Below are 26,075 nucleotides of genomic sequence, written 5' to 3'. Positions count from 1 at the left end.
AAAAGAGGCTGTCTCCATAATGAAAATTTGGAGACAGTCTCTTTTTATTTTTTTATATTTCATCCGTTTATAGCGGAATGTATTCCACGAAGGCCTCCATCGCTTCATAGGAAGCAAGTCCGAGGCTGTCGTACAAGGCGGCTGTTCCGCGGTTGCGGTCTTCACTGCGTTGCCAGAACAGACGTTCGTCATTGCCCAGGAACGGTGCACTTTCCATTTGTGACTGATGCTTCAGGATAGAGTTACGCTTGGCACGCAGTTCCTCCGGGCTGATGGGCACAGCCATTTCGATATTTTCGATTTCCCATTCTGCCCATGCACCGCGGTACATCCAGATGCGGCATTCCTTCAACCATTTGGCACCTTCTTCTTTTTCCAGGTCGATGGCGGCAAATACGGCATCCGTACAAACACGGTGTGTTCCGTGCGGGTCGGCTAGGTCACCGGCAACGAAAATCTGATGGGGTTTCACTTCACGCAACAAGTTGCGTACGATTTCCACGTCTGCTTCGCTGATAGGATTCTTCTGTATCTTGCCCGTTTCGTAGAACGGCAGGTCGAGGAAGTGGCAGTGATCCAAAGGTATGTTATTGTATGTACATGCGGTACGTGCTTCGCCACGACGAATCAGCCCTTTGATGGTCAGGATGTCGCGTGTATCCATGTCACCGTCTTTCTTCTCCTTCAGATACTTGCGGATTTCGGCATATTTGTCGTTGATAACCTGGTCCTCGCTGTTGTTGAAGATTTGGTTGAACCCGTTGATGAAGTGCAGGAAACGGATAACTTCTTCATCGCCTACGGCAATGTTACCGGAAGTTTCGTAAGCCACATGCACGTCATGTTTCTGTTCTACCAGACGACGGATGGTACCTCCCATAGAGATAACGTCGTCATCGGGATGCGGAGAGAATACGACCACGCGTTTGGGATAGGGCTTTGCACGTTCGGGGCGATAGGTGTCGTCTGCGTTCGGCTTGCCGCCCGGCCATCCGGTGATGGTATGCTGCAGGTCATTGAATATCTTGATGTTCACGTTATAGGCTGAGCCGAACAATGCCAGCAGTTCACTCAAACCGTTTTCATTGTAGTCCTTGTTGGTCAGCTTCAGAATGGGTTTTCCGGTGAGTTGGCATAGCCAGACGATGGCGCTGCGGATGAGCTTGTCGTTCCATTCGCAGGAAGTTACCAGCCAGGGGCGTTGGATACGTGTCAAGTTGGCGGCGGCAGACAAGTCGATAGCTACATGTGCATTGTTGTGGGTCTGTAGATAAGATGCAGGGATAGTATCTGTTACCGGACCTTCAACGCATTCTTTCACCTTTTGTGCTTTCTCCTCACCCCATGCCAGTAGATATATTTTCTTTGCCGAGAGGATGGTGGCTACTCCCATGGTGATGGAGCTGATGGGGGTATTTTCAATGCTACCGAACATTTTGGAAGCTTCATTGCGGGAATCGCTGTCCAGCAATATCAGACGGGTGGTAGAGTTCTGGCGTGAACCCGGTTCGTTGAAACCGATGTTACCTACACGACCAATGCCCAGCAAAGCGATATCTAAGCCACCGAAACTTTCAATGCGCTGCTCGTAAAGACGGCAATATTCAAAGATGGTGTCTTTGGCGATGGTGCTGTCGGGGGTGAAAACATTCTGTTTGTCAATGTCCACATGGTCTATCAGCATTTCCTTCAATGCGTTGAAGTTACTGTTGATGGCATTGGGAGCTAATGGATAATATTCGTAGAGGTTGAATATGACTACGTTGCGGAAACTTAATCCCTCTTCCTGGTGCATACGTACCAAGTTTGCATATACATTGCGCGGAGAGTTACCGCCTGCTAGTGCCAAGACACAGAAACGTCCCGCCTTTTGCTTGTCACGGATTAACTGTGCAATGTCAAGGGCAATTTGGTTGGCGCCTTCTTCTGCAGACTCATAAATATCTGTAGGGATTTTTTCCAGTCGGGTCAATACCGACCGTTCAAATGCATTCTCAGGTCTGTAGTACCTGGGGGAGACTCTGTTGAGAGTGATTTGAGAGCTTAGATTGGTTTTCATAAAATTTATTATTAATAAATGATTAAGTATTGTACTGTTCTTTCAATCAACAAATATACGAAAAACAATGTTCATCCGCATATTGCTGAAGATTAATTAAGAAATACTGTTCGTCCCATATCTCATATGGGGTTTGACAGCCGTACGGAAAGTGTCTTCGGTACATTCCATAAAGTCATGGCCAATCGCCACCGTGAGTATGGATTTTACGTTGGGTCAACATAGGATTTAGGGGTTAGAATTATTAAATTAATCATGTTGTCGCTTTGACATTGTTTCGAAGGACAAAAATAGGTACTTTTTGGAGAAGATGTACTCTTTCTTTGGGGTATTTTCATTAAATACTCTAAAAAAGCGGATTGGGTGCATTTTGTATAATGTCTCGTTCGTTTGGGGTATAAGTGAGGATAATCATATAAAAATAGACCATTCATTGCACTTTTTGTCGTTTGGGTTTGTTATATTTGTGTGTGTTTATAAACTCTAAAATATTAATGTATGAAAAGCTGGAAAGTAGAAGCAGCCATCATAGCTGTGGGGTTGCTTTTGTTGGGAATCATGGTAAAAGGCGGTATCAACAATTTTGTGAATAAGGATCGTGTAGTCAGTGTGAAAGGGTTGGCTGAGATGGAAGTACCTGCCGACAAAGTAGTCTGGCCTCTTGTCTACAAAGACATAGGTAATGATCCTGCACTGCTTTATGCCAATATGGAGAAGAAAAACGCTGCCATCGTGGGTTTCCTTGAAAACAACGGCATTGAGAAGGAGGAAATAAGTATTGCACCACCCGAAGTGATTGACATGCAGGCCGAACGTTATGTTGACCGCAACGTGGCTTATCGTTATAATGCCACGTCTGTCATCACTGTCACTTCCAAGAATGTGGATAGGGTACGTAAACTCATGTCCGGGCAAGCAGAACTCTTGAAGCAGGGCATTGCCATCACGGGAGGGGATTATAAATATAACGTGTCTTATGAATTTACCGGTCTCAATGAAGTGAAACCCAAAATGATAGAAGAAGCTACCAAAAATGCCCGTGCCGCAGCCGAGAAATTTGCTAAGGATTCGGACAGTGAACTGGGAAAAATCCGCAATGCCTCGCAAGGGCAGTTTTCCATCAGTGACCGCGATGCTTATACTCCTTATATAAAAAGCGTACGTGTAGTGACTACTGTGAACTATTATTTGAAGAAATAACGAACTCGTCCGCATCTTTCCAAGCGGGAAACTTTAACCTGAACTCCTGCAGGGAGGAAAGGCTGAGGGAGGCGGTGGCAGTTGTCTCTTCGTTGTCGGGTACAGTGGCAAGCACTTCCCCCTTCGGAGAGTAGACCACACTGCCTCCGCTGTGTGGAATGTCTCTGCCGTCTCTGCCGATACGGTTGACACCGCAGACATAACTGATATTTTCCAAAGCACGTGCTTGCAACAGAATGTCCCAGACTTTCCGGCGGGAAACGGGCCAGTTGGCAACATAAATAAGAAGGTCGTATTCGCTGTGCTTATTGCGGCTCCAAACTGGGAAGCGGAGGTCATAACATACAAGCAACAGTATGTTCCAGCCGCGATACTGGATAATGGGACGTTGGCAGCCGGAAGTGAAATGCTCTGTTTCGTGTCCCATCCGGAAGAGGTGTCGTTTGTCGTAATAGTAGGCATTGCCTTCGGGCGTAAGGAAGAATGCACGGTTGTAGTAGGAGGGATTTCCTCCTTTCGAGGCTGTTTCGCAGGCAATATAGCTGCCTGTAAGAGCGAGTTGGTATTCTTCAGACCATCGGCGCAGAGTCGTGATGGTTTCTCCCGTTGTAGGTTCGGCCAAGCTGCTGGTGTCCATACTGAAGCCAGTGGAGAATGTTTCCGGTAAAACAACAATCTCCGTTGTTCCACGAAGAGTTTCTAACTTCTCGCGGAGACGACGGAGATTTTCTTGTTTATTTTCCCAGACAATGTCTGTTTGCAGAATGCTTATTCGCATGACATTAATGCTTAATACCTGATTAGATATTTCCTAAATCAAAATTTTCGGGATTTTTTCCTTTAAAGTTCTTGAAGTACAGTTTTATCTCGCGCATATCCTTTTCTATGTCTCCGGTAGGCATGACAGCTTTGGTAGAGGAGATGGTCTTGGAAGGATAATCAATCCCGATAAGCATAATGGGTACTTGTGCTTTCAGTGCTATGTAATAAAAGCCTTTCTTCCAGTTTGGATTGGCTTTACGGGTTCCTTCGGGAGTGATGGCCAGATGGAAATGCTTACTGGCGGCAAACCTTTCTGTCATTTGGTCTACCAAGGAAGACTTGCGCCCCCGGTTCACCGGAATGCCGCCAACGGCTTTGAATATCACTCCAAGAGGAAAAAAGAACCATTCCTTTTTCATCATGAAGCTGGTTTTACGGCCGATGGCACCATAAAACAATTTACCGATAAATAAGTCCCAATTGGAAGTATGGGGTGCCGCACAAATTACACATTTGTCGTAGTTGGGCACCGTCACATTTGTCTTCCAGCCCAGCAGACGATAATAAATGAAGCTATAAAAGGCTTTCTTCATCTTATTTCAGTTTGCCCATTGCATTAATAATCTCGTCTACTTTTGCATTGAAGTCAGTACGAAGTTTTTTGTAGAAACCTTTTACATTTCCTGGTTCGGTATGGCTGATGCGGCTTATGAATTCATCTTGCATTTTTAGAATTTCAGCCATCAGTGTATCGGCTTTTTGTTTGTCTGTTCCAGGTACATATAAGCTATTTACAAGACACTCTGTGAATAATTCACCCGCAATATAGTTTATATTCTTTTTTAGTTCTTTTCTACTTGCCATAATCTTTACGTTTAAAATGAATAATCTGAGTTATTTTCGGTAAAGATAATGTTTTTCTTTGTTAGTGTAGAGGAAAAAAGGGTTTTTATGTGTTTTTAATTTATTACTTTTGTGGAATAATTCTACAAACTGTGGATGTATTCCACAAGGTAAAATGGAAGATGCCCCCATGAATAAAGAATTACTATCTTATCTTCTGTCTGATATATAGCTTATTAGATGTAACGGATAAGATAGTGGTGGATTGGCATCGAATTTGCTTTGATAGAAGGAAATAGGGTTAAATTTAATAGACAAACAAGCATGAAACAGTTTTTTACGAAAAAAGAATTAAAGCTGAAGAAGAAGAGGTTACTGATGATGGTTGCCTGCATGACGGTATTGTTGGCTGGTTATTTTATTCTAACTTGGCCTAAGAAGGTTGAACCGGAAGCTCCTACCGTAATCGTAGAATCTGCAGAAAAAGGAGATGTAGAGATATATGGTGAGTACGTGGGACGTATTCGTGCCCAGCAGTTTGTAGAGGTACGTGCGCGTGTGGAAGGGTATTTGGAGAATATGCTTTTTGCAGAAGGAACATATGTCACCAAGAACCAGGTGCTTTTTGTAATAAACCAGGACCAGTATAGGGCAAAGGCTGACAAAGTCCGTGCACAGTTAAAGAAGGATGAAGCGCAGGCATTGAAGGCAAAACGTGATTTGGAGCGTATCCGCCCCCTTTATGCGCAGAACGCTGCCAGCCAGCTGGATTTAGACAATGCCCAGGCTGCTTATGAGACTGCAGAGGCCTCGGTAGCGATGAGCCAGGCCGATTTGGATCAAGCTGAATTGGAATTGGGGTATACATTGGTCCGTTCTCCGCTATCGGGACATATCAGTGAAAGAAATGTGGATTTGGGAACATTGGTCGGACCGGGAGGCAAGTCCTTGCTGGCTACGATTGTGAAAAGCGATACAGTTCTGGTAGACTTCAGTATGACGGCATTGGATTACCTGAAAAGCAAGGAACGGAATATCGATATAGGGCGTCAGGACTCGACGCGTTCCTGGCAGCCGAACATTACGATTACTTTGGCGGATAATACTATTTATCCTTATAAGGGGTATGTGGACTTTGCCGAACCTCAGGTGGACCCGCAGACGGGAACATTCTCCGTACGTGCAGAAATGCCGAATCCTGACAGAGTGTTGTTGCCGGGGCAGTTTACAAAGGTGAAGCTGTTGCTGGATGTACGTGAGGGTGCTGTCGCCGTTCCTCAAAAGGCAGTTACCATTGAGAAAGGTGGTGCATATATTTTTGTGATGCGCCGGGACTCTACGGTTGAAAAGCGTTTCATTGAGTTGGGACCTGAATTTGGCAACAATTGGGTGGTTGAACGTGGTCTGGCTGCCGGAGAACAAATTGTGACGGAAGGTTTCCACAAGCTGACTCCGGGTATGAAAGTACGTGCCCAGGTTGCCGTTCCTAAAAAGGAGGAAGAACAGACGAGTGATTCTCTGAACAAGCAGGTTGTTTCCGAAACGAAGCAGACTACTCCGACTGAGAATAAATCAAAGGACAACAACCCTTCAAAGTAATGATGTTATGAAAGTAAGTTTCTTTATAGACCGCCCGGTATTCTCGGCGGTGATATCGATTGTGATTGTAATTGTCGGTATCATTGGCCTGACCATGCTGCCGGTAGACCAATATCCACAGATAACGCCTCCAGTAGTGAAAATCAGTGCTTCCTATCCGGGAGCTAGTGCATTGACTGTTTCGCAGGCGGTGGCAACCCCTATCGAGCAGGAGATAAACGGTACTCCCGGCATGCTATATATGGAGTCCAACAGTTCCAATTCTGGAGGATTTTCGGCTACGGTCACTTTCGACGTGTCTGCCGATCCGGATTTGGCTGCCGTAGAAATACAGAATCGTGTGAAACTGGCGGAGAGCCGTTTGCCGGCCGAAGTGATTCAAAACGGTATTTCTGTGGAAAAGCAGGCTCCCAGCCAGTTGATGACCATCTGTCTGACTTCCAGTGACCCGAAGTTCGACGAAATTTATTTGAGTAACTTTGCTACTATCAATGTACTCGACTTGTTGCGCCGTATCCCCGGTGTTGGACGTGTTTCCAACATTGGCAGTCGCTACTATGCCATGCAGATATGGGCGTTGCCCGACAAACTTGCCAACTTCGGACTGACGGTGCAGGATTTGCAGAATGCCCTGAAGGACCAGAACCGTGAGTCTGCTGCGGGTGTTTTAGGACAACAGCCGGTGAATGGGCTCGACATTACTATCCCTATCACTACCCAGGGACGCTTAAGTTCGGTAAAGCAGTTTGAGGATATTGTGGTCCGTGCCAATGCCAACGGTTCCATTATTCGTCTGCGCGATGTGGCTCGTGTTTCATTGGAAGCATCTTCATATAGTACGGAGAGTGGAATCAACGGTGAGAATGCTGCTGTTCTCGGTATTTATATGCTTCCCGGGGCCAATGCAATGGAAGTTGCAAAAAGCGTGAAGGCTGCTATGGAGGAAATCAGTGCAAATTTCCCTGAGGGGATGAGTTATGAGATTCCCTTCGACATGACGACTTATATTTCCGAATCCATTCACGAGGTATACAAGACGTTGTTCGAAGCGCTGATTCTGGTGGTACTGGTCGTATTTCTTTCCTTGCAAAGTTGGCGTGCGACGGTGATACCGATTGTTGCGGTACCTATTTCCCTGATTGGTACCTTCGGTTTCATGCTTATTTTCGGTTTCTCTCTGAACATACTGACTTTGCTTGGATTGATTCTCGCTATCGGTATTGTGGTGGATGATGCCATTGTGGTGGTGGAGAACGTAGAGCATCTTATGGAGACGGAGAAATTGAGCCCGTATGAAGCTACCAAAAAGGCGATGAACGGATTGGCAAGTGCCTTGATTGCTACATCATTGGTGCTCTGTGCCGTATTTGTACCGGTAAGTTTCTTGAGTGGAATCACCGGACAGTTATACCGTCAGTTTACCATTACTATCGCCGTTTCTGTGTTGCTTTCTACGGTAGTGGCCCTGACACTTAGTCCCGTCATGTGCTCGCTCATATTGAAACCCGACAATGGAAAGAAAAAGAACATAGTTTTCCGCAAAATCAATGAATGGCTGAACTTGGGCAATCACAAATATGTGGCTGTCATTAATCGGGTCATCAAGAATCCCCGCCGCTTAATGAGTGCGTTCGGGCTGGTACTGGTTGCTATTTTCATTATCCACCGGTTGGTGCCTACCAGCTTCCTGCCGGTAGAAGACCAGGGCTATTTTAAGATAGAGTTGGAGTTGCCGGAAGGTGCTACTTTGGAGCGAACCCGTGTGGTGACGGATCGTGCTGTGCAATACTTGGAGAAGAATCCCTATGTGGCCTATGTGCAGAACGTGACAGGTAGCAGTCCCCGTGTGGGTAGTAACCAGGCGCGCAGTGAGCTGACGGTTATCCTGAAACCGTGGGAAGAACGTAAGGGAATTTCCATCGATAAGATAATGGAGAATGTGGAGAAGGATTTGAAGGAATATCCCGAATGCAGGGTTTATCTTTCCACGCCTCCGGTCATTCCGGGATTGGGTACTTCGGGAGGTTTCGAAATGCAGCTTGAGGCGCGTGGAGAAGCAACGTTTGACAACCTGGTGCAGGCGGCAGATACACTGATGTATTATGCCCAGAAACATAAGGAGCTGACGGGGCTTTCATCATCCTTGCAGTCTGAAATACCGCAGCTTTATTTTGATGTGGACCGTGATAAGGTGAAAATGCTGGGTGTGCCCCTGGCGGATGTATTCTCTACCATGAAGGCTTATACCGGTTCTGTATATGTGAATGACTTCAATATGTTCAACCGTATATATAAGGTGTATATTCAGGCTGAGGCTCCTTATCGTGAGCATAAGGATAATATCAACTTGTTCTTTGTAAAGGCAAAGGACGGAGCGATGGTGCCGCTTACTTCCTTGGGAAATGCCTCTTATACCACCGGTCCGGGCAGTATCAAGCGTTTCAATATGTTTACTACTGCCGTCATCCGCGGTTCTGCGGCACAAGGTTACAGTTCCGGTCAGGCAATGGAGATTATGGAGCAGATTGCGCGTGACCACTTGCCGGACAATATTGGTCTGGAGTGGAGTGGCCTTTCCTATCAGGAAAAGAAAGCGGGAGGACAGACGGGCCTTGTGCTTACGCTGGTATTCCTTTTCGTATTCCTCTTTTTGGCTGCGCAATATGAAAGTTGGACGGTGCCTATCGCTGTATTGCTTTCACTGCCGGTTGCCGCTTTGGGTGCCTATCTGGGCGTTGTGATATGCGGATTGGAGAATGATATTTATTTTCAGATTGGCTTGGTGATGCTGGTGGGACTTGCGGCAAAGAATGCCATTTTGATTGTGGAGTTTGCCAAGGTGCAGGTCGACAAGGGAGGAGACTTGATACAGTCTGCCATCCATGCTGCCCAACTCCGTTTCCGCCCTATTCTGATGACTTCCCTCGCTTTTGTATTGGGAATGCTTCCTATGGTATTGGCAAGCGGACCTGGCTCGGCAAGCCGTCAGGCCATCGGTACGGGTGTTTTCTTCGGAATGATATTTGCCATTGTATTCGGTATTGTGCTTGTACCGTTCTTCTTTGTCCTGGTATACAAGACAAAAGCAAAAGTGCAGCATAAGATTAAGAAAGACTGATTTTAAAGACAACATTTATGAAAAGAAAGAACATATATATTATTTTGTTGCTGAGTATGTTTGCCCTTACCTCATGCAAGGTGGGCAAGAGCTATGTGCGTCCGGAGATGGCATTGCCAGATAGCCTGGCACAGCAGCAGGATAGCATGAGCATAGCCGATGAACAGTGGCAGGCGGTTTATACGGACAGCACGCTGCGTGGTTTGATAGACCGTGCTCTGGAATATAACAAAGACATGCTGATCGCAGCTTCCCGTGTCAAGGAGATGGCTGCCCAAAAACGTATCAGTGTTGCCAACCTTCTGCCGCAGCTCACCGGAAAAGTGGAGGCTGAGCGTGAGGTGGAGAATTACGGTGGTCATAGCCGTGATGTAGGCAATTCTTACGAAGCCAAGGCATTGCTCTCTTGGGAACTGGACCTTTGGGGAAACTTGAGATGGAAGAAGGTGGCTGCTGTGGCCGAATATCTGCAAAGTGTGGAGGCGCAGCGTGCGTTGCGCATGACTATCGTTGCGGAAGTGGCGCAGGCGTATTATGAGCTGGTAGCCCTTGATACGGAACTGGAGATTGTACGCCAGACACAAAAGGCGCGCGAAGAGGGAGTGCGCTTGGCCCGTATTCGTTTTGAAGGCGGGCTGACCTCGGAGACCTCTTATCAGCAGGCTCAAGTGGAGTTAGCCCGTACGGCTACGCTTGTTCCGGATTTGGAGCGCCGTATCTCTCTGAAAGAAAATGATATCTCTTTCCTTGTGGGGGAATTTCCTACCCGTATCAAGCGTGTCAATTTTCTGCAGGAACTGGATGTGCCGGAGTCCTTACCGGTAGGTCTGCCTTCGGATTTGTTGGAACGTCGCCCCGATGTCCGTGCGGCAGAGCAGCAGTTGAAGGCTGAACATGCCAAAGTGAAAGTTGCTTATACCAATATGTTCCCCCGTCTGGCCCTGACCGGACAATTTGGATTGGAAAGTGATGTGTTGTCCAATTTTCTGGAATCCCCCTATTCCTTATTGAATGGGGCGGTCTTGGCACCGCTTTTCGGTTGGGGAAAGAACCGTGCTGCACTGAAAGCGCAGAAGGCTTCTTTTGAAGCCGAAGTGCATAGTTATGAAAAGACTGTGCTGAATGCTTTTAAGGAAGCGAAGAATGCCATTGTGGATTTCAATAAGATAAAGGAGGTCTACCAACTGCGTGCCAAACTTGAACGCTCTGCCAAGGGATATGTGGATTTGGCACAGTTGCAATACATCAACGGCGTCATCAATTATATGGATGTGCTCGACGCCCAGCGTGGTTATTTTGATGCCCAAATAGGGGTAAGCAATGCCATCCGCGACGAACTTATTGCCATGGTAAATGTCTATAAGGCATTGGGGGGCGGCTGGCAAACCGAATGACGTGTGATTAAAGAAAACTGTAAGGGCGTGTATATACTATCAAATATTTCGGTACATACACGCCCTTTTTCTATAATTGGCTTATTTCATCTGGGATTCTGTATTTAGAGTCTCCTTGTCTTCTTTCTTTTTCTTTGCCTTTTCTACTTCAAGAGCTACGTTTACGGCATTCATGCCTTTAAGGCCACGTTCAAGGTCGAACGTCACAATATTGCCTTCTGTTATATCTGTCAGCACATTATTAATGTGGAAAAAGTATTTTTCGACTCCGGATAAGTCCTTGATGAAGCCGAAGCCTTTCGATTCATTGAAAAATTCGATACGTCCTCTGCGGATGACCGGTTCTTCCTTGTCTTTTTTGGGAGTTGATATGACGATTTCTTCCAGCTTTATTTCTTCTTTAGGAGTGTTTTCTGCCGGAGGAGTAGAGGTTATCATGCCATTTTCGTCAACATAGGCAATCATATCTTCAAAGCTGCTCGCTTTGTTGGATAGCTTTTTTTCTTCTTTCTTTTTCTGTTTTTCAGCCCGTCGGGCGAGTCTTTTCTTCTCATTTTCACGCTTGTCTGCGGAGATGGATTTGGCCATGTATTTTTATTTTTTTAGTTATAAAAAAAGCAGGGGGCATTGCTACAACACCTCCTGCTTCTGTCAGTAGTTAAGAATATTAATATCTTCTAGAGTTGTAACCGCCTCTTCTGTCGCGATTGCCGCCATTGGAACTTTCTTCGCGGGGGCGTGCCACGTTTACCGAGATTTGTTTGTGGTCAAATTCAGCACCGTTCAATTCGTCAATGGCTTTTTGGCCTGCTGTATCGTCCGGCATTTCTACGAAACCGAAACCTCTGGATCTTCTTGTTTCTCTGTCTGTAATGATTCTTGCAGAAGAAACTTCTCCGTACTCTGAAAATAAATCGTTTAAGTCAGCGTCTGTTGTGCTGAAATTTAAACCTGAAATGTAAATGTTCATTTGAAATTTTAATTAATTGTAATTATTAAATTGGAGTATGGAGAATAATTATGGAAGAGACCGCCTAATAATAGATGTATATTAAAAGAAGAACAATGCGATAACGACTCGTAACTCAAACTTTGCGACAAAGATAACACAATAAATCAGTTAATTGCTTTCTTCTCCTTTTTATTTTAGGATAAAAAACGATAAATGTCATTTTATACATTATTTCGGCTTCTCGTTTGCATATCTTACGAAAAAAAACGAAATTTGCGACGCTTTTAAACGGAACTTTACTAACACCTTTAAATAATTAAGAGAAATGACTAAAAGTGCATTGCAAATTGCAAGGGCTGCCTATCAGCCCAAACTTCCGAAAGCGCTGAAAGGAACTGTTAAGGCTGCAGAAGGCGCAGCTACTCAGTCTGTTGCTGACCAGGAAGAAATCAAGAAATTGTTCCCCAACACGTACGGAATGCCTTTGATTAAGTTTGAAACTACCGATGAGGCGGTTAACTTCCCCGCAATGAACGTGGGTGTTATCCTTTCCGGTGGACAGGCTCCCGGCGGCCACAATGTGATTTCCGGTATTTTCGACGGTATCAAGAAGCTGAACAAAGACAGCAAATTGTATGGCTTTATTCTGGGTCCTGGCGGCTTGGTTGACCATAATTATATGGAACTGACTGCTGACATCATTGATGAATACCGCAATACGGGTGGTTTTGACATCATCGGTTCGGGCCGTACAAAGCTGGAAAAGGAAGAACAGTTTGAGAAAGGTTATGAAATCCTGAAGGAACTCGGCATCAAGGCACTGGTAATCATCGGTGGCGATGACTCCAACACCAATGCTTGCGTACTGGCTGAATACTATGCTGCCAAGAATTATGGTGTGCAGGTAATCGGTTGTCCCAAGACCATCGACGGTGACTTGAAGAATGATATGATTGAAACTTCTTTCGGTTTCGATACAGCTTGCAAGACTTACTCTGAAGTAATCGGCAACATCCAACGTGACTGTAACTCTGCCCGTAAATACTGGCACTTTATCAAGTTGATGGGACGTTCTGCTTCTCATATTGCTTTGGAATGTGCATTGCAGGTACAGCCCAATATGTGTATCATCTCTGAAGAGGTTGAAGCGAAGGATATGTCTTTGGACGATATTGTGACCAACATTGCCAAGGTCGTTGCCGAACGTGCAGCCCAGGGTAACAACTTCGGTACGGTTCTTATCCCCGAAGGATTGGTTGAATTCATCCCGGCCATGAAGCGTCTGATTGCTGAGTTGAACGACTTCCTTGCTGCCAATGCAGAAGAGTTTGCTCAAATTAAGAAATCTCACCAACGCGATTATATCATCCGTAAACTTTCTCCGGAGAATGCGGCCATCTACGCAAGCTTGCCCGAAGGCGTGGCTCGCCAGTTGTCTCTGGACCGCGACCCGCACGGAAACGTACAGGTATCTCTGATTGAAACAGAAAAGTTGCTGTCCGAAATGGTTGGCACTAAGCTGGCTCAGTGGAAAGAAGAGGGCAAGTTCGTAGGCAAGTTTGCTGCACAGCACCACTTCTTCGGTTACGAAGGACGTTGCGCTGCTCCGTCTAACTTCGACGCTGACTACTGCTACTCTTTGGGTTATGCAGCATCTGCATTGATTGCTAACGGAAAGACCGGTTACATGTCTTCTGTACGCAACACGACTGCTCCTGCCGAAGAATGGATTGCAGGCGGTGTGCCCATCACTATGATGATGAACATGGAACGTCGCCACGGTGAAATGAAGCCGGTTATCCAGAAGGCTCTGGTGAAGCTGGACGGTGCTCCGTTCAAGGCATTCGCGGCTCAGCGCGACCGTTGGGCTATGGAAACAGACTATGTTTATCCGGGTCCTATCCAGTACTTCGGTCCGACAGAAGTTTGCGACCAGGCTACGAAAACTTTGCAGCTGGAGCAGGCTAAATAAGTTGACGCATCAACAAGTTGACAATAAAACGGAGGGGCGGTTCATTCCGCCCTTTCTTTTCATTTACTCATGGCAACCAAGACCTCCACAAATACCCGGCGTAAAACTACTGCCGCACGTCGTTCTTCCTCTCCGCGGAGCAAGAAGAAAACGCAGCCGCGTACCATGCCCGTATGGTTGCGCAATCTTTTGGCGGTCTGTATCATTCTTGTTTTTTCTACCGGCTTTTACTGGTTTTTCATTCGTCCTTATGCTTATCGCTGGAAGCCTTGTTATGGCCAGAAAGGTTACGGTGTATGTATGCCTTGCAACTATGAAGTGCATGGCATAGACATATCCCACTATCAGGGAAAGATAGATTGGGAACTCCTGACACATAATAGAGAAGCCAAATTTCCCATTCACTTTATTTTTCTGAAAGCTACCGAAGGCGGCGATCATGGTGACGATACGTTTACGCAGAACTTCGGCCAAGCGCGTAAATACGGTTTTATCCGTGGTGCCTATCATTATTTTATCCCTAAGACCGATGCCCACAAGCAAGCCGATTTCTTTATCCGTACCGTGCAGCTGGCAAAGGGAGACCTGCCTCCCGTACTCGATGTGGAGACTACCGGCAAGCAGTCACCGCAGGAACTTAAAACGGCGGTCAAGACTTGGCTGGATAGGGTAGAGGCGCATTACGGCGTAAAGCCTATTCTTTATACTTCCTATAAATTCAAGAAACGCTATCTCAGCGATTCCATTTTCAATGCTTATCCTTATTGGATAGCTCATTATTATGTAGATTCCGTGCGCTATGAGGGCAAGTGGCACTTTTGGCAGCACACGGATGTAGGCACTGTGCCCGGTATCGAAGAAGAGGTGGATTTGAACGTCTTTAATGGTACAATGGAGGAACTTTTGGAGCTTACGTTGAAAACTCCTTGTATAGAGCGCTAAAGGTCAACTTTAGCTTCCTGATATTGACCTTTAGCTTCTTAGTATAGACCTTTATTATTTCTGGAATTTCACCGCTGCCCATCGGTTCTTCTCACGGTGGTGGACAAAGTGCAGCCCGTTGCGTTCGGCTTCTTCGCGGATGACGGGAATGTCATCTATGTAGAAACCGCTCATCAACAGCTCCGCACCGGGATTCATGCGGGCTATGTAGTGCTTCATATCTGCCAGGAGGATATTGCGGTTGATGTTGGCGATAACCATATCAAACGGACCTTTGCTTTCCAGAGAGGAGGTATCACCTTGGGATACGGCAATGTTATCCACTCCATTCAATTCTATATTTTCGAGGGAGTTGCGCACGCACCATTCATCTATGTCGATAGCTGTACAAGGAGAGGCTCCACGCATGCGTGCCAATATGGCAAGGATGGAAGTTCCGCAACCCATATCGAGCAGTGATTTGCCTTGCAGGTCACTGTCCAGCAGTTCGCCGATGATGAGGCTGGTGGTCTCGTGGTGTCCCGTGCCGAATGCCATCTGCGGATTGATGACGATGTCATATTCAGCCTGGGGAACATCATTGTGGAAAGTGCTGTGGATGACACAGCGGTCTCCGATGACGATGGGCTGGAAGAAGTTCTTTTCCCATTCTTCGTTCCAGTCTTTATCTTCGGCTTCCACATAACTGTATTCTATTTGTGTGTCGGGCAGGGGAAAGTCGGCAAGTGCCTCTTTGAGGGCGGTTTCGCTATAAAGTTCTTTCTGTATGTAAGCGGTGATGCCGTCGGTCTGCTCGACAAAACTTTCAAAGCCGGCTTCACCCAAGACGCCGGAAAGCACATCGTTGACTATTTCTGTACACGGAACGGTGCGGAATGTAAATTCTAAATATTTCATCGGAATATGATTGTTTGTTAAATACAGAATATGATTCTTAGAAGCAAACCTGTTTCTGCGTATATTTGTTTATCTTTTTGCAAAGATAATGCAAACCGGGGGTAGAATAAAACGGACGTGCTCTTTTTTTATCCGGCAGGGCCTTTGATTTATTGAATGATAGGGTATTTAGGGAATTCCCTATAAATCTTTGGGGAAAATCTGCTGTATGGGATAAAATCCGGCGTTATCTTTGTGACGTGAAGAAATAGATAAACGTAAAATCCATAAACCAAACTAATATGAAAAAGATTGTTTTTTTATCGCTTTTTGCCTTGTGCCTCCCATGGACACTGGTGGCACAAAGTATAGATGACGACCTGTACTACACTCCTTCCAAGAATAAGGAAGAGAAAAAAGAAGAAGTGAAGCGGGAGAAGAAAGTAGCTGCTCCCGTAGAAGAGATTGTAGTAAAGTCGAATGCGCCGACCACTATTTATTCATCGCCGGGAAGCACTACTGTTGTAGTAAAAGACCGTAAGGGGAAAATCCGCGATGTGGACGAATATAACCGTCGTTACGATTCCCGCGACAATGATTTCGTGATGGAGAACGATACCCTTTACATCAATGAAAAAGAAGATGACGGCCTGGACGGCGAATGGGTGAACGGTGAGTTCGAGGGTTCGCAGGATGATTATGAGTATGCTACCCGTATTATCCGTTTCCGCAATCCCCGTTATGCCATCAGCATCAGCAGCCCATTGTATTGGGATGTGGTCTATGGCTTGAATTCCTGGGATTGGAACGTGTACACCGATGGTCTGTATGCATACGCTTTCCCGACATTTACCAATCGTTTGTGGTGGGACTGGCGCTATAACTCTTATGGTTGGGGCGGCTATCCTTACTATGGCTGGGGATGGAACAGCTGGTACGGTCCGAGTTGGAGTTTCAGCTGGGGCGGCTGGTACGGCGGTGGTTGGTGGGGACACCATCATCATTACCACCACCACCACTATTATCCTGGATGGTATCATGGAGGCGGTGGCCATTGGGGAAATGCATATACCAATAGACGTTCATTTGGAAGTTCTCGTGGAAATAGGGTCTCTGCCTATGGAGGAAGTACAACAACTAGACGTTCTTCTTATGTGAATGGTGGGCAAACAGTGCGTCGCAGTGGGGCTGCTGCAACGGGACAAGTTAGACGTGGAAGTACCGACACTAATCGCAGAGTAGTAGGGACAAGGTCATCTGCTGCTACACGTTCCAGCGCTACTCGCTCCAGTGCTACGCGTTCGGATGCCGCTACGAGTAGACGCTCTACTTATACTCGTCCAAGTAGTACACGTAGTAGTTCTTATGGGAGTAGTCGTTCTACTGTAGAGGGAGTGCGACGTAATACTTCTACAGCAGGCGGTCGTTCCTCGGTAGGGACATCTTCGCGAAGTACTACCCGTAGCTCGGCAACTTATAATCGTGGCTCAAGTACTGCTCCTGCACGTAGTAATTTCAATAATAATCGCAGTAGTCGTTCTTATAATAATAGTGGCAGTAATAGTCGTTCCTCTTCCAGCTTTTCTTCTGGAGGTGGCTCTCGTTCTTCGGGTGGAAGTTATTCAACTGGTGGAGGATCTTCTCGTTCAAGTGGTGGAAGTTCCAGAAGGAGATAAAGAACTTACTGATTAATTCTAAAAAGTGGATTTATGAAAAAAAATATAATGATGATGGCACTTGCTATGTTTACAGCTGTGAGTGTCAGTGCACAGACTATTTATAATGCAGCTAATATTGCAAATAAAGATTTGAATGGGACTGCTCGTTTTGTAGGAATGGGAGGTGCTATGGGAGCATTGGGAGGAGATATTACCACTATGGGAACCAATCCTGCGGGCATAGGTATATATCGTAGTAATGATGCTGCTGTTTCTTTTGGATTTTCTTCATATGGAACTGAAAGTAACTATATGGGTAATAAAATGAGTTCGGATAAGACACGGGCAGATTTCAATAATGCAGGTTTTGTGTTTTCCACAAAGGTAGGAAATGTAACTCCTTTGCGATACGTGAACTTTGGATTCAACTACCAGCGTGTAAAATCTTTTTATAATAACATGCAGATGGAAGGTAATCTTGGTGATTTCTCTCAAACTATTTATATGGCTAATCAGGCATCAGGTGCAGGTGGTATTAAAGATTGGCCTGATAATCCTTATCGGGATAATAATATAGGTTGGCTTTCTGCTATGGGGTATAATGGCTATTTGATTACAGACTTGATTTCGCAAGGAGATTTAGATAAATTGTTGGCCTCAAACCCGAATTATTCTAACTATGTACCTTATATGAAAGATGGTGTACAAGTGCAAAATGTGGATGGAGAATTGATGTACCGCACTCCGGGCGAATATGTAGGTATGTATACCGGAGCAGATGCTAAGTTTCATTCTGAGGAACGTGGAGGAATTGATCAGTTTGACTTTAATGTTGCTTTTAACTTTAACGACCGTATCTATTTTGGATTAACTGTTGGAGCTTATGCATTGGATTATAGCAAATATTGTTTCTATGATGAAAATTATGGTGGAGGTGAAGGCTATAATTTGCAGACATGGAGTAAAATCAATGGAGCGGGATTTGATGTGAAGTTGGGAGCTATCGTACGTCCGTTTGAGTATTCTCCATTACGTATAGGGTTCTCGGTACACACACCGGTATTCTATAGCTTGGATTATAAAACCAATGCACGTTTGGAGTCTGATGTATGGAATGATTTGAATGTGACGAATGAAGTGGGTACTCCGAGCAATGAGATAGGACATTATGATGAAGATACTTATGATATTCTTAATGGCGACATGGTGAGCAAATTTCAACTTCGTACTCCGTGGACTTATAATCTCAGTTTAGGATATACTGTCGGTAATAATTTAGCGTTGGGAGCTGAATATGAATATAAGGATTATTCCTCTATTCAGTTCAGAGATGATGCCGGTTATGCAGACTCTTTCGATTATGAGAATTCTACTACAGATATGTTAAAAGGTGTCAGTACCATTCGTTTGGGAGCCGAGTATAAGGTGATTCCTCAGTTTGCTTTGCGCGCTGGTTATAATTATCAGTCTTCTATTTTCAAGGATGACGCTTTTAAGAATCTCCCACTAAACTCCATTCAGACGGATACTGACTTTGTTAACAGTGAATCGTTGAGTAACTATACATTGGGTATGGGTTATCGCGGTTCTATGTTCTATGCTGATTTAGCTTATAAGTATACTACTTATGATGCGAAGTTCTATCCATTTGATACATTTGATGGGAATAGTTTGGTACAAGCAACCAAAGTAACCAATACCCGTAGCCAAGTGCTCCTCACTCTAGGCATACGTTTTTAGAAGAATAATTTTTCATTGCAGATAACCTTTCATTGTCAATACCTTAGGGTATAAAAGAACTCCCCGGAATGTACAAATACATTTCGGGGAGTCTTGTGTTATAGGGGAGGGATTACAGATACCATGCCACGCCAAATGAATAGGGAGATACTTCCGGTCCCTTGTCTTTCTGGAATAATCCGTATGTGGAATAGCGCAGGTAAATGCCGATATTACCGTAACCGGCTTGTGCCAGCAGATTTATGCCGACGGGCTGTGCATACATACCTTTTCCTACGGTTTTCTTCTTGCCTCCATTGATGTGTGAGAATGACTTCACGCCGTGGCGTATCTCAAATTCGGGACCGGCATTGAAGAACACTTTGTGTCTTCCTACTCTTTGTTGCCATTCCATCAATAAGGGTACGCGGAAGAAGAAATGGCGCAGACGGCTTTTGCTGTAGCTGGTCTCTTCATTCCCTGCGGTGAAAATACTGGTTCCATTTTCCTTTAGTAAAGCATAGTTACCGTCGATATTGAAAGAACGGTATCCCCAGCTGACTCCCAGGTTGATTCCCCAATGCGGGTTCTTCTTGAAGTTGTGATATACGGAGAGGATGTTGAAGCCGAATTCCCATGATTTGGACAAGTCGAGTCCCATCTTGTCACTTGCTCCGAAGGAGAGGAAGTCGTTAGCCAGCCGGCTGTAGCCAATATACAGACCGGAACAGTGCGGTTCGTAAGCATTGTACCTTCTCTTTTTGGGGATGAATGGCAGGGCATCGAGGAAAGTACGCTTGTCTGCATCCACCTTCTCGAGATAGACTCCTTCATAAATTTGCACTTCTTTTTTCTCGCCGTCTTCCAGCTGCTCTTCGTACACCTTGATGCGCATGTCTCCTTTTCCTTTCAGGATGATGATGGAGTCTCCTTGTGTCTGTACAGTAGCTTTCTGTTCAAGGTCAGTCTGTTGTTGTGCTGCCATGCGGCCGGCCGGCACAGCAAGCAGGCAGGCCAAAATCATAATTCTGGTTTTCATATCGTATATTGTTTTTAGTGTTATTCCGATTTGTAGAGCATATCCATCATTTCCTTTTCACTGAGCAGGCCCTCTATGTAAATCAAAGTGCCCATGGAGTCTTTTCCTATCTTGAAAATGAGGTAGCGGTTCAGTTTCTTTCCATTGCGTTCCACCTCTTTCAGTTGGTAATAGGCACTGCGCAGCACACCGCTTTCCATTACCTCCTGCGCCTTCTTTGCGTTGTCTTGCTTGTCGTGTACAATGGCCTGCTGAATTTCCCGGCGATAGGGGGATACATTCTTGAACACAAGGCTCTTGTAGGTAGTCATGCAGTAAGATTTCAGGATGCTTCCGTTCAGCTCTACCCTGGTCACGTCCTTTTGTTCGCCATACTTGTTGAACAGGTCGGCTATTTGCAGTCCCTCTTGTGCATGTACAAAGGCTGGCAGGCAAATCAGCAGGAAAAAGAGGCACAGACTACGTATGCAAATCAGTGTAGATGTTTTCATAACCTTGTAATATTAGTGTTGAAACAGTAAGTTGCTTAAATCTTCATCCGTGAAGCTGGCATTCTGCAGGGCTTCCAGTGCTTTGGCTTCCACCAGTTTCTCGTCTGTATACCGCTGGCCGTCGATGACGACATAATTTTCGGGAACACCGGAAAGCGGAAATATAATCTTGGCTACCCCGAGAAGCAGGAGCAATCCGGCGGCAATGCCGCTGACAGCATAGAATGTGCGATAGAGACGGGAAGGCTTCCGCTGTGCGGGTACTTCCTTTGCCGATTCTGTTGTTACGGATTTTTCCTCTGTCGGTTCCGCCATTGAAGTTGCTTCCCGGTTCAGATAAGCGAATAGGGGGCGGTACATTTGCAGGTGCTCCGGCACTTCCTCTTCTGTAAAGAAACGGCGCAGTTCACGTTCTTCTTCGCAGGAAGTTTCCCCTTCGAAATATTTATCCAGCAGTTCATCTATCTTCATGGTTCCTTTCTCCTTTCTTTTCTTTTTTGTATGGTTCGCAGGTAAACGTCTCTCACTTTCTTCCGGGCTCTTGACAGATTGCTGCGGATGGCTTCCGGTCCGCATCCCGTGATTTCGGCGATTTCGTCCGTTTCGTATCCTTCGATGTCCTTCATCTGCATGATGGTGCGTTGAAGATTGGGCAGCGAGTGGATGATTTCGTGCATCAAGCGGATTTCATCTTTGATTTCCAACAGCCGTTCCGGTGTTCCGGTGGGGGATGCCGCCTGCACAATGTCGAGAGATAGGTTGTCGTTGCATTTGCAGCGCCACATATCTATACAGATGTTGTGCGTCAACGTCATGGCAAATGCTTCGATGTTCCGGTATTGCTCCAATTCAAGCCTTTTGTTCCATAGCCTGAGCAGCACCTCCTGGACAGCATCTTCTGCATCCTCCGGTTCGTCGGTCAACTTCCGTGCGTAGTTCAGTAGCTTGGCACGGAGGGGAAGAACGGTTATTTTGAATTCTTTGAGTTCCATTTACACAGATAAGACGAATGGGAATTACAAACGTGACATTGAAAAGTGAAAAAAGTTAGAATAAAAAAAGGGACTTACTAAAATTAGCAGTCCCTTTTCATCACATTACTATAAAAGTATCGGATTATTTCTTGAAATAGCGGTTGTACAGACCTTCGAAACCTTTACCGTGACGGGCTTCGTCCTTAGCCATTTCGTGAACGGTATCATGGATAGCGTCGAGGTTCAAAGCCTTAGCGCGAGTGGCGATACGCTTCTTGTCTTCGCAAGCACCAGATTCAGCGTTCATTCTCTTTTCGAGGTTAGTCTTGGTGTCCCATACGCAGTCACCCAGCAATTCAGCGAATTTAGCAGCGTGTTCTGCTTCTTCCCATGCGTAGCGCTTGAAAGCGTCAGCAACTTCGGGATAACCTTCACGGTCTGCCTGGCGGCTCATTGCCAAATACATACCAACTTCTGTACATTCGCCCATGAAGTGGTTGTTCAGGTCCTTAATCATTTCGTCATCGCAACCTTTGGCTACACCGATTACGTGTTCGTCGGCAAATACCAAGGGGCCGTCAGCTGTTGCTTCTTCAACTTCTACGAACTTGCTTGCAGGAGCTTTACACAATGGGCACTTTTCGGGAGCTGCATCTCCTTCGTATACGTAACCGCATACAGTACATCTAAACTTTTTCATTTTCTCTCAGATTTTAATTAGTTGAATTAGTTATTCTTAAATGTTCTTTTTCCATGCAATGTTTACAGATTCCTTTGTAATAGTAGTGAATTTCCTGTACATCATGTCCGTCCATATCCATGTCGACTACCTTCTTGATGCTATTATTGCACATCAAGTCATAAATCTTTCCACAACGTTTACACAAAAAGTGACCGTGCGGACTGGTATCGGCGTCATAACACGTATTGCGCTCGTCAATGGTCAGAGTCAGTGCGGCACCTTGCTCGCTTAGTAGTTTCAAGGTATTGTATACCGTTGTCTTCGACAGTGTCGGTATGGAGGGAGACAATGCCGTATATATTTCATCCACCGTGGGATGCGTACGATGCTCCATCAGGTAGTTCATAATGGCTATGCGCTGCACTGAAGGCTTAATGTTATGATTCTGCAATCGTTTTACTACATCCATGCCAACTTGATATTCAAACTTGTAATTATTACATTTTTAATTCTTTTGCAAAGGTAAGAAGTTCCTATAATTCTCCAAAAGATTTCCGGAAAATTTTTAGTTGCGGTCATTAAAATTGTTTATATGTGTTCCTCTTCTTGTAGGTAGGTTGCCGTATTTTTGTCATAAAAGCGAAGATAGGATGCACCCGGCTTTAGTCAGTTTCTCGTGCCGATATAGAGAAAACGTTTTTCTCTTATCTCTCTTAATCAGAATTTTGCCGTATCTTTGCATCGAATAAATAATATAACATCCTTATGAATTACGGATATGTAAAAGTAGCGGCGGCTGTGCCCCGTGTCAAGGTGGCTGACTGTAAGTTCAATGCCTCAGAGATTGAAAAAGAGATTATTATAGCCGACGGGAAAGGTGTGCAAATCATAGCTTTTCCGGAGTTATGCATTACCGGATATACCTGTGGCGACCTCTTTGCCCAGCAACTTCTGCTCGAAGAGGCGGAAATGGGGCTGATACAGATTCTGAACAATACGCGCCAGATGGATATTATTTCGATATTGGGCATGCCCGTTGCACTGAACGGTGTGTTGCTGAATGCGGCGGTTGTCATTCAGAAGGGGAAAGTGCTGGGCATTGTTCCGAAGACTTATCTTCCCAATTATAAGGAATTTTATGAGAAACGCTGGTTTACTTCCGCTTGTGATGTGGCGGAAAACAGTGTGCGCCTTTGCGGGCAGATTGTTCCGATGGGGAGAAACCTGCTGTTCGAAACAGCGGATACCACTTTCGGAGTGGAGATATGCGAGGATTTGTGGGCGCCCATACCGCCTAGCTCGACGCTGGCACTGCAAGGTGCGGAAATCTTGTTCAATCTTTCGGCTGACAATGAAGGCATTGGCAAGCACAATTATTTGCGCTCGCTCATCAGCCAGCAGTCAGCACGTTGCATTGCCGGTTATGTGTTCAGCTCATGCGGTTTCGGAGAATCCACTACGGATGTGGTGTTTGCCGGTAACGGGTTGATTTATGAGAACGGGACTCTGCTGGCGGCAAACGAACGTTTTTCTTTCGACGGGCAGGTGGTTGTCAGCGAAATTGACGTGGAACACTTGCGCATGGAGCGCCGGGTGAATACGACTTTTGCCGCCTGCCATGCAAATTGTGCTTCGGAGCTTCCGGTACGAATCTCTACGGAGTATGTCAACAGCAAGGATTTGAATCTGACGCGTACTTTTGAACCGCATCCGTTTGTCCCACAGGGGGCGGCGCTGGACGAGCGTTGTGAAGAGATATTTTCCATTCAGGTGTCCGGACTGGCGCAGCGGCTGGTGCATACCAAGGCGAAGAGTGCCGTTATCGGCATCTCGGGCGGACTGGACTCTACGCTGGCGTTGCTGGTTTGCGTAAAGACTTTCGATAAGTTGGGATGGTCCCGCCAGGGCATCATCGGCATCACTATGCCGGGCTTCGGGACGACCGACCGCACTCATACGAATGCCATTGACTTGATGAATTCCCTCGGTGTGACCGTCCGCGAAGTCAGTATCAAGGAGGCCTGCGTACAGCATTTCAAGGATATAGACCATGACATCCATGTGCACGACGTGGTTTACGAGAACGCGCAGGCACGGGAGCGTACCCAAATCCTGATGGATATTGCCAACCAGACCTGGGGAATGGTTGTCGGTACGGGCGACCTTTCGGAACTTGCTTTAGGATGGGCCACTTACAACGGCGATCACATGTCGATGTACGGTGTGAATGCCAGCGTCCCCAAGACTCTGGTGAAGCACTTGGTGAAATGGGTGGCGGAGCATGATATGGACGATGCTTCACGTGCTACCTTACTCGACATTGTGGATACTCCCATCAGCCCGGAACTGATTCCGGCAGATGAGAACGGTAATATCCAGCAGATTACCGAGGACTTGGTGGGTCCGTATGAGCTTCACGACTTCTTCCTTTATTACTTCCTGCGTTGCGGTTTCCGTCCTTCCAAGATATTTTTCCTGGCAGCACGCACATTCAAGGGGATGTATGATGAAGAAACCATCAAAAAATGGTTGCAGACTTTCTGCCGTCGTTTCTTCAACCAGCAGTTCAAGCGCTCCTGCTTGCCGGATGGTCCGAAGGTGGGCAGTATCTCTCTGAGCCCGCGCGGCGATTGGAGAATGCCGAGCGATGCTTCGTCGGAGATGTGGCTAAGGGAGGTGGAAGGACTCTAATTCTTTACTTCGGGTATGCCGTAATATCGATATGGGTATTTGATGACTGCATCTTGTTTGCATTCTTGCTGCATGTGTTTTGCAGTGCGACTGCAAACGTGTTGCAGTATCACTGCATAACTGTTGCAGTCGTACTGCATATCGGTGTGCAGCGCCACTGCAACGGCTTTGCAGTATCACTGCAAAATGTATGCAGAATTTTGCAGTAATAAGCTGTTGATTAATAAGTAGTTGTAAAAGTAGGGATATGCTGCGTGTATGGAAAAGTGCAGCTTAGTTTCGTTTCCCGTAGTATCGTTTGTAGATTTTCTTGTATTCCTTTCCCTTTTTGAAACTATCCAGCCATGTGTTGAGGCTGTCCAGCAGGATAGGGGACTGTTTGCTTACCCCCCAGGAATAGAATTGCGTGAAGCTGATGGCGGTATTGATGTCTATTTGAGGAATACTGTCGGCTGCGGTACGGGCAATGCTTTCGTCGCATACGGCATAGTCGATGTCTCCGTGGGCTACCAAGGCAATCAGTTGTTCGGGACCGTACTTTTCTATCTCCTCAACGTAGATGGTGTCGCCTATTTCATTTCCCAGGTTGCGGATGCGTAGTATGGAAGGGGAGCCTTTCACTACGTGCAGTGTCTTGCCCGCCAGGTCCAGTTGGCTTTTGATGAACAGTGATGAGTCGGGAACATTCTCGAGCTTGCGCTGCACCAGCACTTGCTTGTTCAATACGATGGGGGTGGTAAGCAGTAAGGAGTCTTTCAGCTCGCTGGTGGCAAGGATGCCGTAGGCAATCACGTCATATTTCCCATCGGCCAGGCCTTCCAGCCGCTTGTTGAAGCTCATTTCCGGTGATATGGCAGCCTGCAGTCCGTGGTCGCGTGCAAAAGCTTCTATCAGCTCGTAGTGGAAACCGGACAAGGTGTCATCATCCACATAGAAGCTGATGGAGTTGTATTCCGTCGAAGCATGTATGATGCCTTCGGCAGCTATTTCGGCATAGTCGCGCGGATGACCTTTCGGCTTTTCTTCTTTCTTGATGAGATAGTGGGCTATGAGAGCCGCTGTAATCCCCAGAAATGCGTATTTGAGCAGTCTGCTTTTCGTCAT

Annotated in this window: 23 protein-coding genes; 9 read left to right on the top strand and 14 right to left on the bottom strand. The window is 46.0% G+C overall.

The window, feature by feature from the left end:
• Positions 1-67 precede the first annotated feature (67 nt).
• A complete protein-coding gene (locus HUX74_RS02510; protein ID WP_117600948.1) occupies positions 68-2,059 on the bottom strand; it encodes a glucosamine-6-phosphate deaminase in 1,992 nt (663 codons plus the stop codon).
• A gap of 498 nt (positions 2,060-2,557) precedes the next feature.
• On the opposite strand from HUX74_RS02510, the gene HUX74_RS02505 reads away from it, so the two are divergent.
• On the top strand, positions 2,558-3,259 hold the full coding sequence (locus tag HUX74_RS02505) for an SIMPL domain-containing protein (RefSeq protein ID WP_117600947.1): 702 nt from the start codon (positions 2,558-2,560) through the stop codon (positions 3,257-3,259).
• Here the strand turns inward: HUX74_RS02505 and HUX74_RS02500 are convergent.
• Genes HUX74_RS02500 through HUX74_RS02490 form a run of 3 tightly spaced genes read right to left on the bottom strand, consistent with a single transcriptional unit; the run spans position 3,231 to position 4,885 of the window.
• Complete coding sequence (locus HUX74_RS02500; protein ID WP_117600946.1) at positions 3,231-4,037, bottom strand: amidohydrolase; 807 nt, start codon at positions 4,035-4,037, stop codon at positions 3,231-3,233. The genes HUX74_RS02505 and HUX74_RS02500 overlap by 29 nt on opposite strands.
• 22 nt (positions 4,038-4,059) lie before the next feature.
• A complete protein-coding gene (locus tag HUX74_RS02495; protein ID WP_117965468.1) occupies positions 4,060-4,614 on the bottom strand; it encodes a 1-acyl-sn-glycerol-3-phosphate acyltransferase in 555 nt (184 codons plus the stop codon).
• A 1-nt stretch (position 4,615) separates the two neighbouring features.
• The gene (locus HUX74_RS02490) at positions 4,616-4,885 is read right to left on the bottom strand and encodes a hypothetical protein (protein WP_117600944.1); all 270 of its coding nucleotides are present in this window, start codon (positions 4,883-4,885) and stop codon (positions 4,616-4,618) included.
• A gap of 303 nt (positions 4,886-5,188) precedes the next feature.
• Here HUX74_RS02490 and HUX74_RS02485 point away from each other — a divergent pair, with 303 nt between their 5' ends.
• The 3 genes from HUX74_RS02485 to HUX74_RS02475 are packed head-to-tail and all read left to right on the top strand — an operon-like array spanning position 5,189 to position 10,975.
• The gene (locus tag HUX74_RS02485; protein WP_117600943.1) at positions 5,189-6,463 is read left to right on the top strand and encodes an efflux RND transporter periplasmic adaptor subunit; all 1,275 of its coding nucleotides are present in this window, start codon (positions 5,189-5,191) and stop codon (positions 6,461-6,463) included.
• A 7-nt stretch (positions 6,464-6,470) separates the two neighbouring features.
• The gene (locus tag HUX74_RS02480) at positions 6,471-9,581 is read left to right on the top strand and encodes an efflux RND transporter permease subunit (RefSeq protein WP_117965466.1); all 3,111 of its coding nucleotides are present in this window, start codon (positions 6,471-6,473) and stop codon (positions 9,579-9,581) included.
• Positions 9,582-9,598: 17 nt separating this feature from the next.
• Positions 9,599-10,975, top strand: coding sequence for an efflux transporter outer membrane subunit (locus tag HUX74_RS02475; protein ID WP_117600941.1), 1,377 nt, complete (start codon positions 9,599-9,601; stop codon positions 10,973-10,975).
• Positions 10,976-11,056: 81 nt separating this feature from the next.
• Here HUX74_RS02475 and HUX74_RS02470 read toward each other — a convergent pair whose 3' ends face one another.
• Positions 11,057-11,563, bottom strand: a complete 507-nt coding sequence (locus tag HUX74_RS02470; protein ID WP_119961975.1) for a cold-shock protein — start codon at positions 11,561-11,563, stop codon at positions 11,057-11,059.
• A gap of 79 nt (positions 11,564-11,642) precedes the next feature.
• Entirely contained in the window at positions 11,643-11,945 is a 303-nt protein-coding gene (locus HUX74_RS02465; RefSeq protein WP_174646140.1) for an RNA-binding protein, read from the bottom strand.
• Between the two features lie 307 nt (positions 11,946-12,252).
• Between HUX74_RS02465 and HUX74_RS02460 the strand changes: the two genes are divergently transcribed.
• Complete coding sequence (locus tag HUX74_RS02460) at positions 12,253-13,899, top strand: diphosphate--fructose-6-phosphate 1-phosphotransferase (protein WP_174646139.1); 1,647 nt, start codon at positions 12,253-12,255, stop codon at positions 13,897-13,899.
• Positions 13,900-13,968: 69 nt separating this feature from the next.
• Positions 13,969-14,841 carry a glycoside hydrolase family 25 protein gene (locus HUX74_RS02455; protein WP_174646138.1) on the top strand — a complete coding sequence of 291 codons (873 nt, stop codon included), beginning with the start codon at positions 13,969-13,971 and terminating at the stop codon, positions 14,839-14,841.
• 54 nt (positions 14,842-14,895) lie between these two features.
• On the opposite strand, the gene prmA is transcribed toward HUX74_RS02455, so the two are convergent.
• Positions 14,896-15,738, bottom strand: coding sequence for a 50S ribosomal protein L11 methyltransferase (prmA, locus tag HUX74_RS02450; protein WP_174646137.1), 843 nt, complete (start codon positions 15,736-15,738; stop codon positions 14,896-14,898).
• 281 nt (positions 15,739-16,019) lie between these two features.
• Here prmA and HUX74_RS02445 point away from each other — a divergent pair, with 281 nt between their 5' ends.
• Together HUX74_RS02445 and HUX74_RS02440 are read left to right on the top strand one after the other, a co-directional pair.
• Complete coding sequence (locus HUX74_RS02445; RefSeq protein ID WP_174646136.1) at positions 16,020-17,393, top strand: hypothetical protein; 1,374 nt, start codon at positions 16,020-16,022, stop codon at positions 17,391-17,393.
• 33 nt (positions 17,394-17,426) lie between these two features.
• The gene (locus HUX74_RS02440; protein WP_174646135.1) at positions 17,427-19,115 is read left to right on the top strand and encodes an OmpP1/FadL family transporter; all 1,689 of its coding nucleotides are present in this window, start codon (positions 17,427-17,429) and stop codon (positions 19,113-19,115) included.
• A gap of 112 nt (positions 19,116-19,227) precedes the next feature.
• Here HUX74_RS02440 and HUX74_RS02435 read toward each other — a convergent pair whose 3' ends face one another.
• From HUX74_RS02435 to HUX74_RS02410, 6 genes are all read right to left on the bottom strand, one after another.
• A complete protein-coding gene (locus HUX74_RS02435) occupies positions 19,228-20,133 on the bottom strand; it encodes a hypothetical protein (RefSeq protein WP_118264264.1) in 906 nt (301 codons plus the stop codon).
• A 20-nt stretch (positions 20,134-20,153) separates the two neighbouring features.
• A complete protein-coding gene (locus tag HUX74_RS02430; protein ID WP_174646134.1) occupies positions 20,154-20,624 on the bottom strand; it encodes a DUF4252 domain-containing protein in 471 nt (156 codons plus the stop codon).
• Between the two features lie 12 nt (positions 20,625-20,636).
• Positions 20,637-21,095 carry a hypothetical protein gene (locus HUX74_RS02425; protein ID WP_117965459.1) on the bottom strand — a complete coding sequence of 153 codons (459 nt, stop codon included), beginning with the start codon at positions 21,093-21,095 and terminating at the stop codon, positions 20,637-20,639.
• Complete coding sequence (locus tag HUX74_RS02420; RefSeq protein WP_117965457.1) at positions 21,092-21,616, bottom strand: RNA polymerase sigma factor; 525 nt, start codon at positions 21,614-21,616, stop codon at positions 21,092-21,094. The genes HUX74_RS02425 and HUX74_RS02420 overlap by 4 nt, the downstream gene beginning before the upstream one ends.
• Before the next feature lie 124 nt (positions 21,617-21,740).
• Positions 21,741-22,298, bottom strand: a complete 558-nt coding sequence (locus HUX74_RS02415) for an NADH peroxidase (RefSeq protein ID WP_117887551.1) — start codon at positions 22,296-22,298, stop codon at positions 21,741-21,743.
• A 13-nt stretch (positions 22,299-22,311) separates the two neighbouring features.
• Positions 22,312-22,749, bottom strand: a complete 438-nt coding sequence (locus HUX74_RS02410) for a Fur family transcriptional regulator (protein WP_117965455.1) — start codon at positions 22,747-22,749, stop codon at positions 22,312-22,314.
• Positions 22,750-23,045: 296 nt separating this feature from the next.
• Between HUX74_RS02410 and HUX74_RS02405 the strand changes: the two genes are divergently transcribed.
• The gene (locus tag HUX74_RS02405) at positions 23,046-24,971 is read left to right on the top strand and encodes an NAD(+) synthase (protein WP_174646133.1); all 1,926 of its coding nucleotides are present in this window, start codon (positions 23,046-23,048) and stop codon (positions 24,969-24,971) included.
• A 273-nt stretch (positions 24,972-25,244) separates the two neighbouring features.
• On the opposite strand, the gene HUX74_RS02400 is transcribed toward HUX74_RS02405, so the two are convergent.
• Positions 25,245-26,075, bottom strand: a complete 831-nt coding sequence (locus tag HUX74_RS02400) for a transporter substrate-binding domain-containing protein (protein ID WP_174646132.1) — start codon at positions 26,073-26,075, stop codon at positions 25,245-25,247.

Origin of the sequence: Bacteroides sp. Marseille-P8574 (genome assembly GCF_902825465.1) — a bacterium.
GTDB lineage: Bacteria > Bacteroidota > Bacteroidia > Bacteroidales > Bacteroidaceae > Bacteroides > Bacteroides uniformis.
This window is presented reverse-complemented; position numbering and strand designations above follow the sequence as displayed.

What these genes read in the sequence shown, in the direction of transcription:
- HUX74_RS02510 (WP_117600948.1), bottom strand. Translation starts at nt 2,059, where the DNA reads ATGAAAACCAATCTAAGCTCTCAAATCACTCTCAACAGAGTCTCCCCC.
- HUX74_RS02505 (WP_117600947.1), top strand. Translation starts at nt 2,558, where the DNA reads ATGAAAAGCTGGAAAGTAGAAGCAGCCATCATAGCTGTGGGGTTGCTT.
- HUX74_RS02500 (WP_117600946.1), bottom strand. Translation starts at nt 4,037, where the DNA reads ATGCGAATAAGCATTCTGCAAACAGACATTGTCTGGGAAAATAAACAA.
- HUX74_RS02495 (WP_117965468.1), bottom strand. Translation starts at nt 4,614, where the DNA reads ATGAAGAAAGCCTTTTATAGCTTCATTTATTATCGTCTGCTGGGCTGG.
- HUX74_RS02490 (WP_117600944.1), bottom strand. Translation starts at nt 4,885, where the DNA reads ATGGCAAGTAGAAAAGAACTAAAAAAGAATATAAACTATATTGCGGGT.
- HUX74_RS02485 (WP_117600943.1), top strand. Translation starts at nt 5,189, where the DNA reads ATGAAACAGTTTTTTACGAAAAAAGAATTAAAGCTGAAGAAGAAGAGG.
- HUX74_RS02480 (WP_117965466.1), top strand. Translation starts at nt 6,471, where the DNA reads ATGAAAGTAAGTTTCTTTATAGACCGCCCGGTATTCTCGGCGGTGATA.
- HUX74_RS02475 (WP_117600941.1), top strand. Translation starts at nt 9,599, where the DNA reads ATGAAAAGAAAGAACATATATATTATTTTGTTGCTGAGTATGTTTGCC.
- HUX74_RS02470 (WP_119961975.1), bottom strand. Translation starts at nt 11,563, where the DNA reads ATGGCCAAATCCATCTCCGCAGACAAGCGTGAAAATGAGAAGAAAAGA.
- HUX74_RS02465 (WP_174646140.1), bottom strand. Translation starts at nt 11,945, where the DNA reads ATGAACATTTACATTTCAGGTTTAAATTTCAGCACAACAGACGCTGAC.
- HUX74_RS02460 (WP_174646139.1), top strand. Translation starts at nt 12,253, where the DNA reads ATGACTAAAAGTGCATTGCAAATTGCAAGGGCTGCCTATCAGCCCAAA.
- HUX74_RS02455 (WP_174646138.1), top strand. Translation starts at nt 13,969, where the DNA reads ATGGCAACCAAGACCTCCACAAATACCCGGCGTAAAACTACTGCCGCA.
- prmA (WP_174646137.1), bottom strand. Translation starts at nt 15,738, where the DNA reads ATGAAATATTTAGAATTTACATTCCGCACCGTTCCGTGTACAGAAATA.
- HUX74_RS02445 (WP_174646136.1), top strand. Translation starts at nt 16,020, where the DNA reads ATGAAAAAGATTGTTTTTTTATCGCTTTTTGCCTTGTGCCTCCCATGG.
- HUX74_RS02440 (WP_174646135.1), top strand. Translation starts at nt 17,427, where the DNA reads ATGAAAAAAAATATAATGATGATGGCACTTGCTATGTTTACAGCTGTG.
- HUX74_RS02435 (WP_118264264.1), bottom strand. Translation starts at nt 20,133, where the DNA reads ATGAAAACCAGAATTATGATTTTGGCCTGCCTGCTTGCTGTGCCGGCC.
- HUX74_RS02430 (WP_174646134.1), bottom strand. Translation starts at nt 20,624, where the DNA reads ATGAAAACATCTACACTGATTTGCATACGTAGTCTGTGCCTCTTTTTC.
- HUX74_RS02425 (WP_117965459.1), bottom strand. Translation starts at nt 21,095, where the DNA reads ATGAAGATAGATGAACTGCTGGATAAATATTTCGAAGGGGAAACTTCC.
- HUX74_RS02420 (WP_117965457.1), bottom strand. Translation starts at nt 21,616, where the DNA reads ATGGAACTCAAAGAATTCAAAATAACCGTTCTTCCCCTCCGTGCCAAG.
- HUX74_RS02415 (WP_117887551.1), bottom strand. Translation starts at nt 22,298, where the DNA reads ATGAAAAAGTTTAGATGTACTGTATGCGGTTACGTATACGAAGGAGAT.
- HUX74_RS02410 (WP_117965455.1), bottom strand. Translation starts at nt 22,749, where the DNA reads ATGGATGTAGTAAAACGATTGCAGAATCATAACATTAAGCCTTCAGTG.
- HUX74_RS02405 (WP_174646133.1), top strand. Translation starts at nt 23,046, where the DNA reads ATGAATTACGGATATGTAAAAGTAGCGGCGGCTGTGCCCCGTGTCAAG.
- HUX74_RS02400 (WP_174646132.1), bottom strand. Translation starts at nt 26,075, where the DNA reads ATGACGAAAAGCAGACTGCTCAAATACGCATTTCTGGGGATTACAGCG.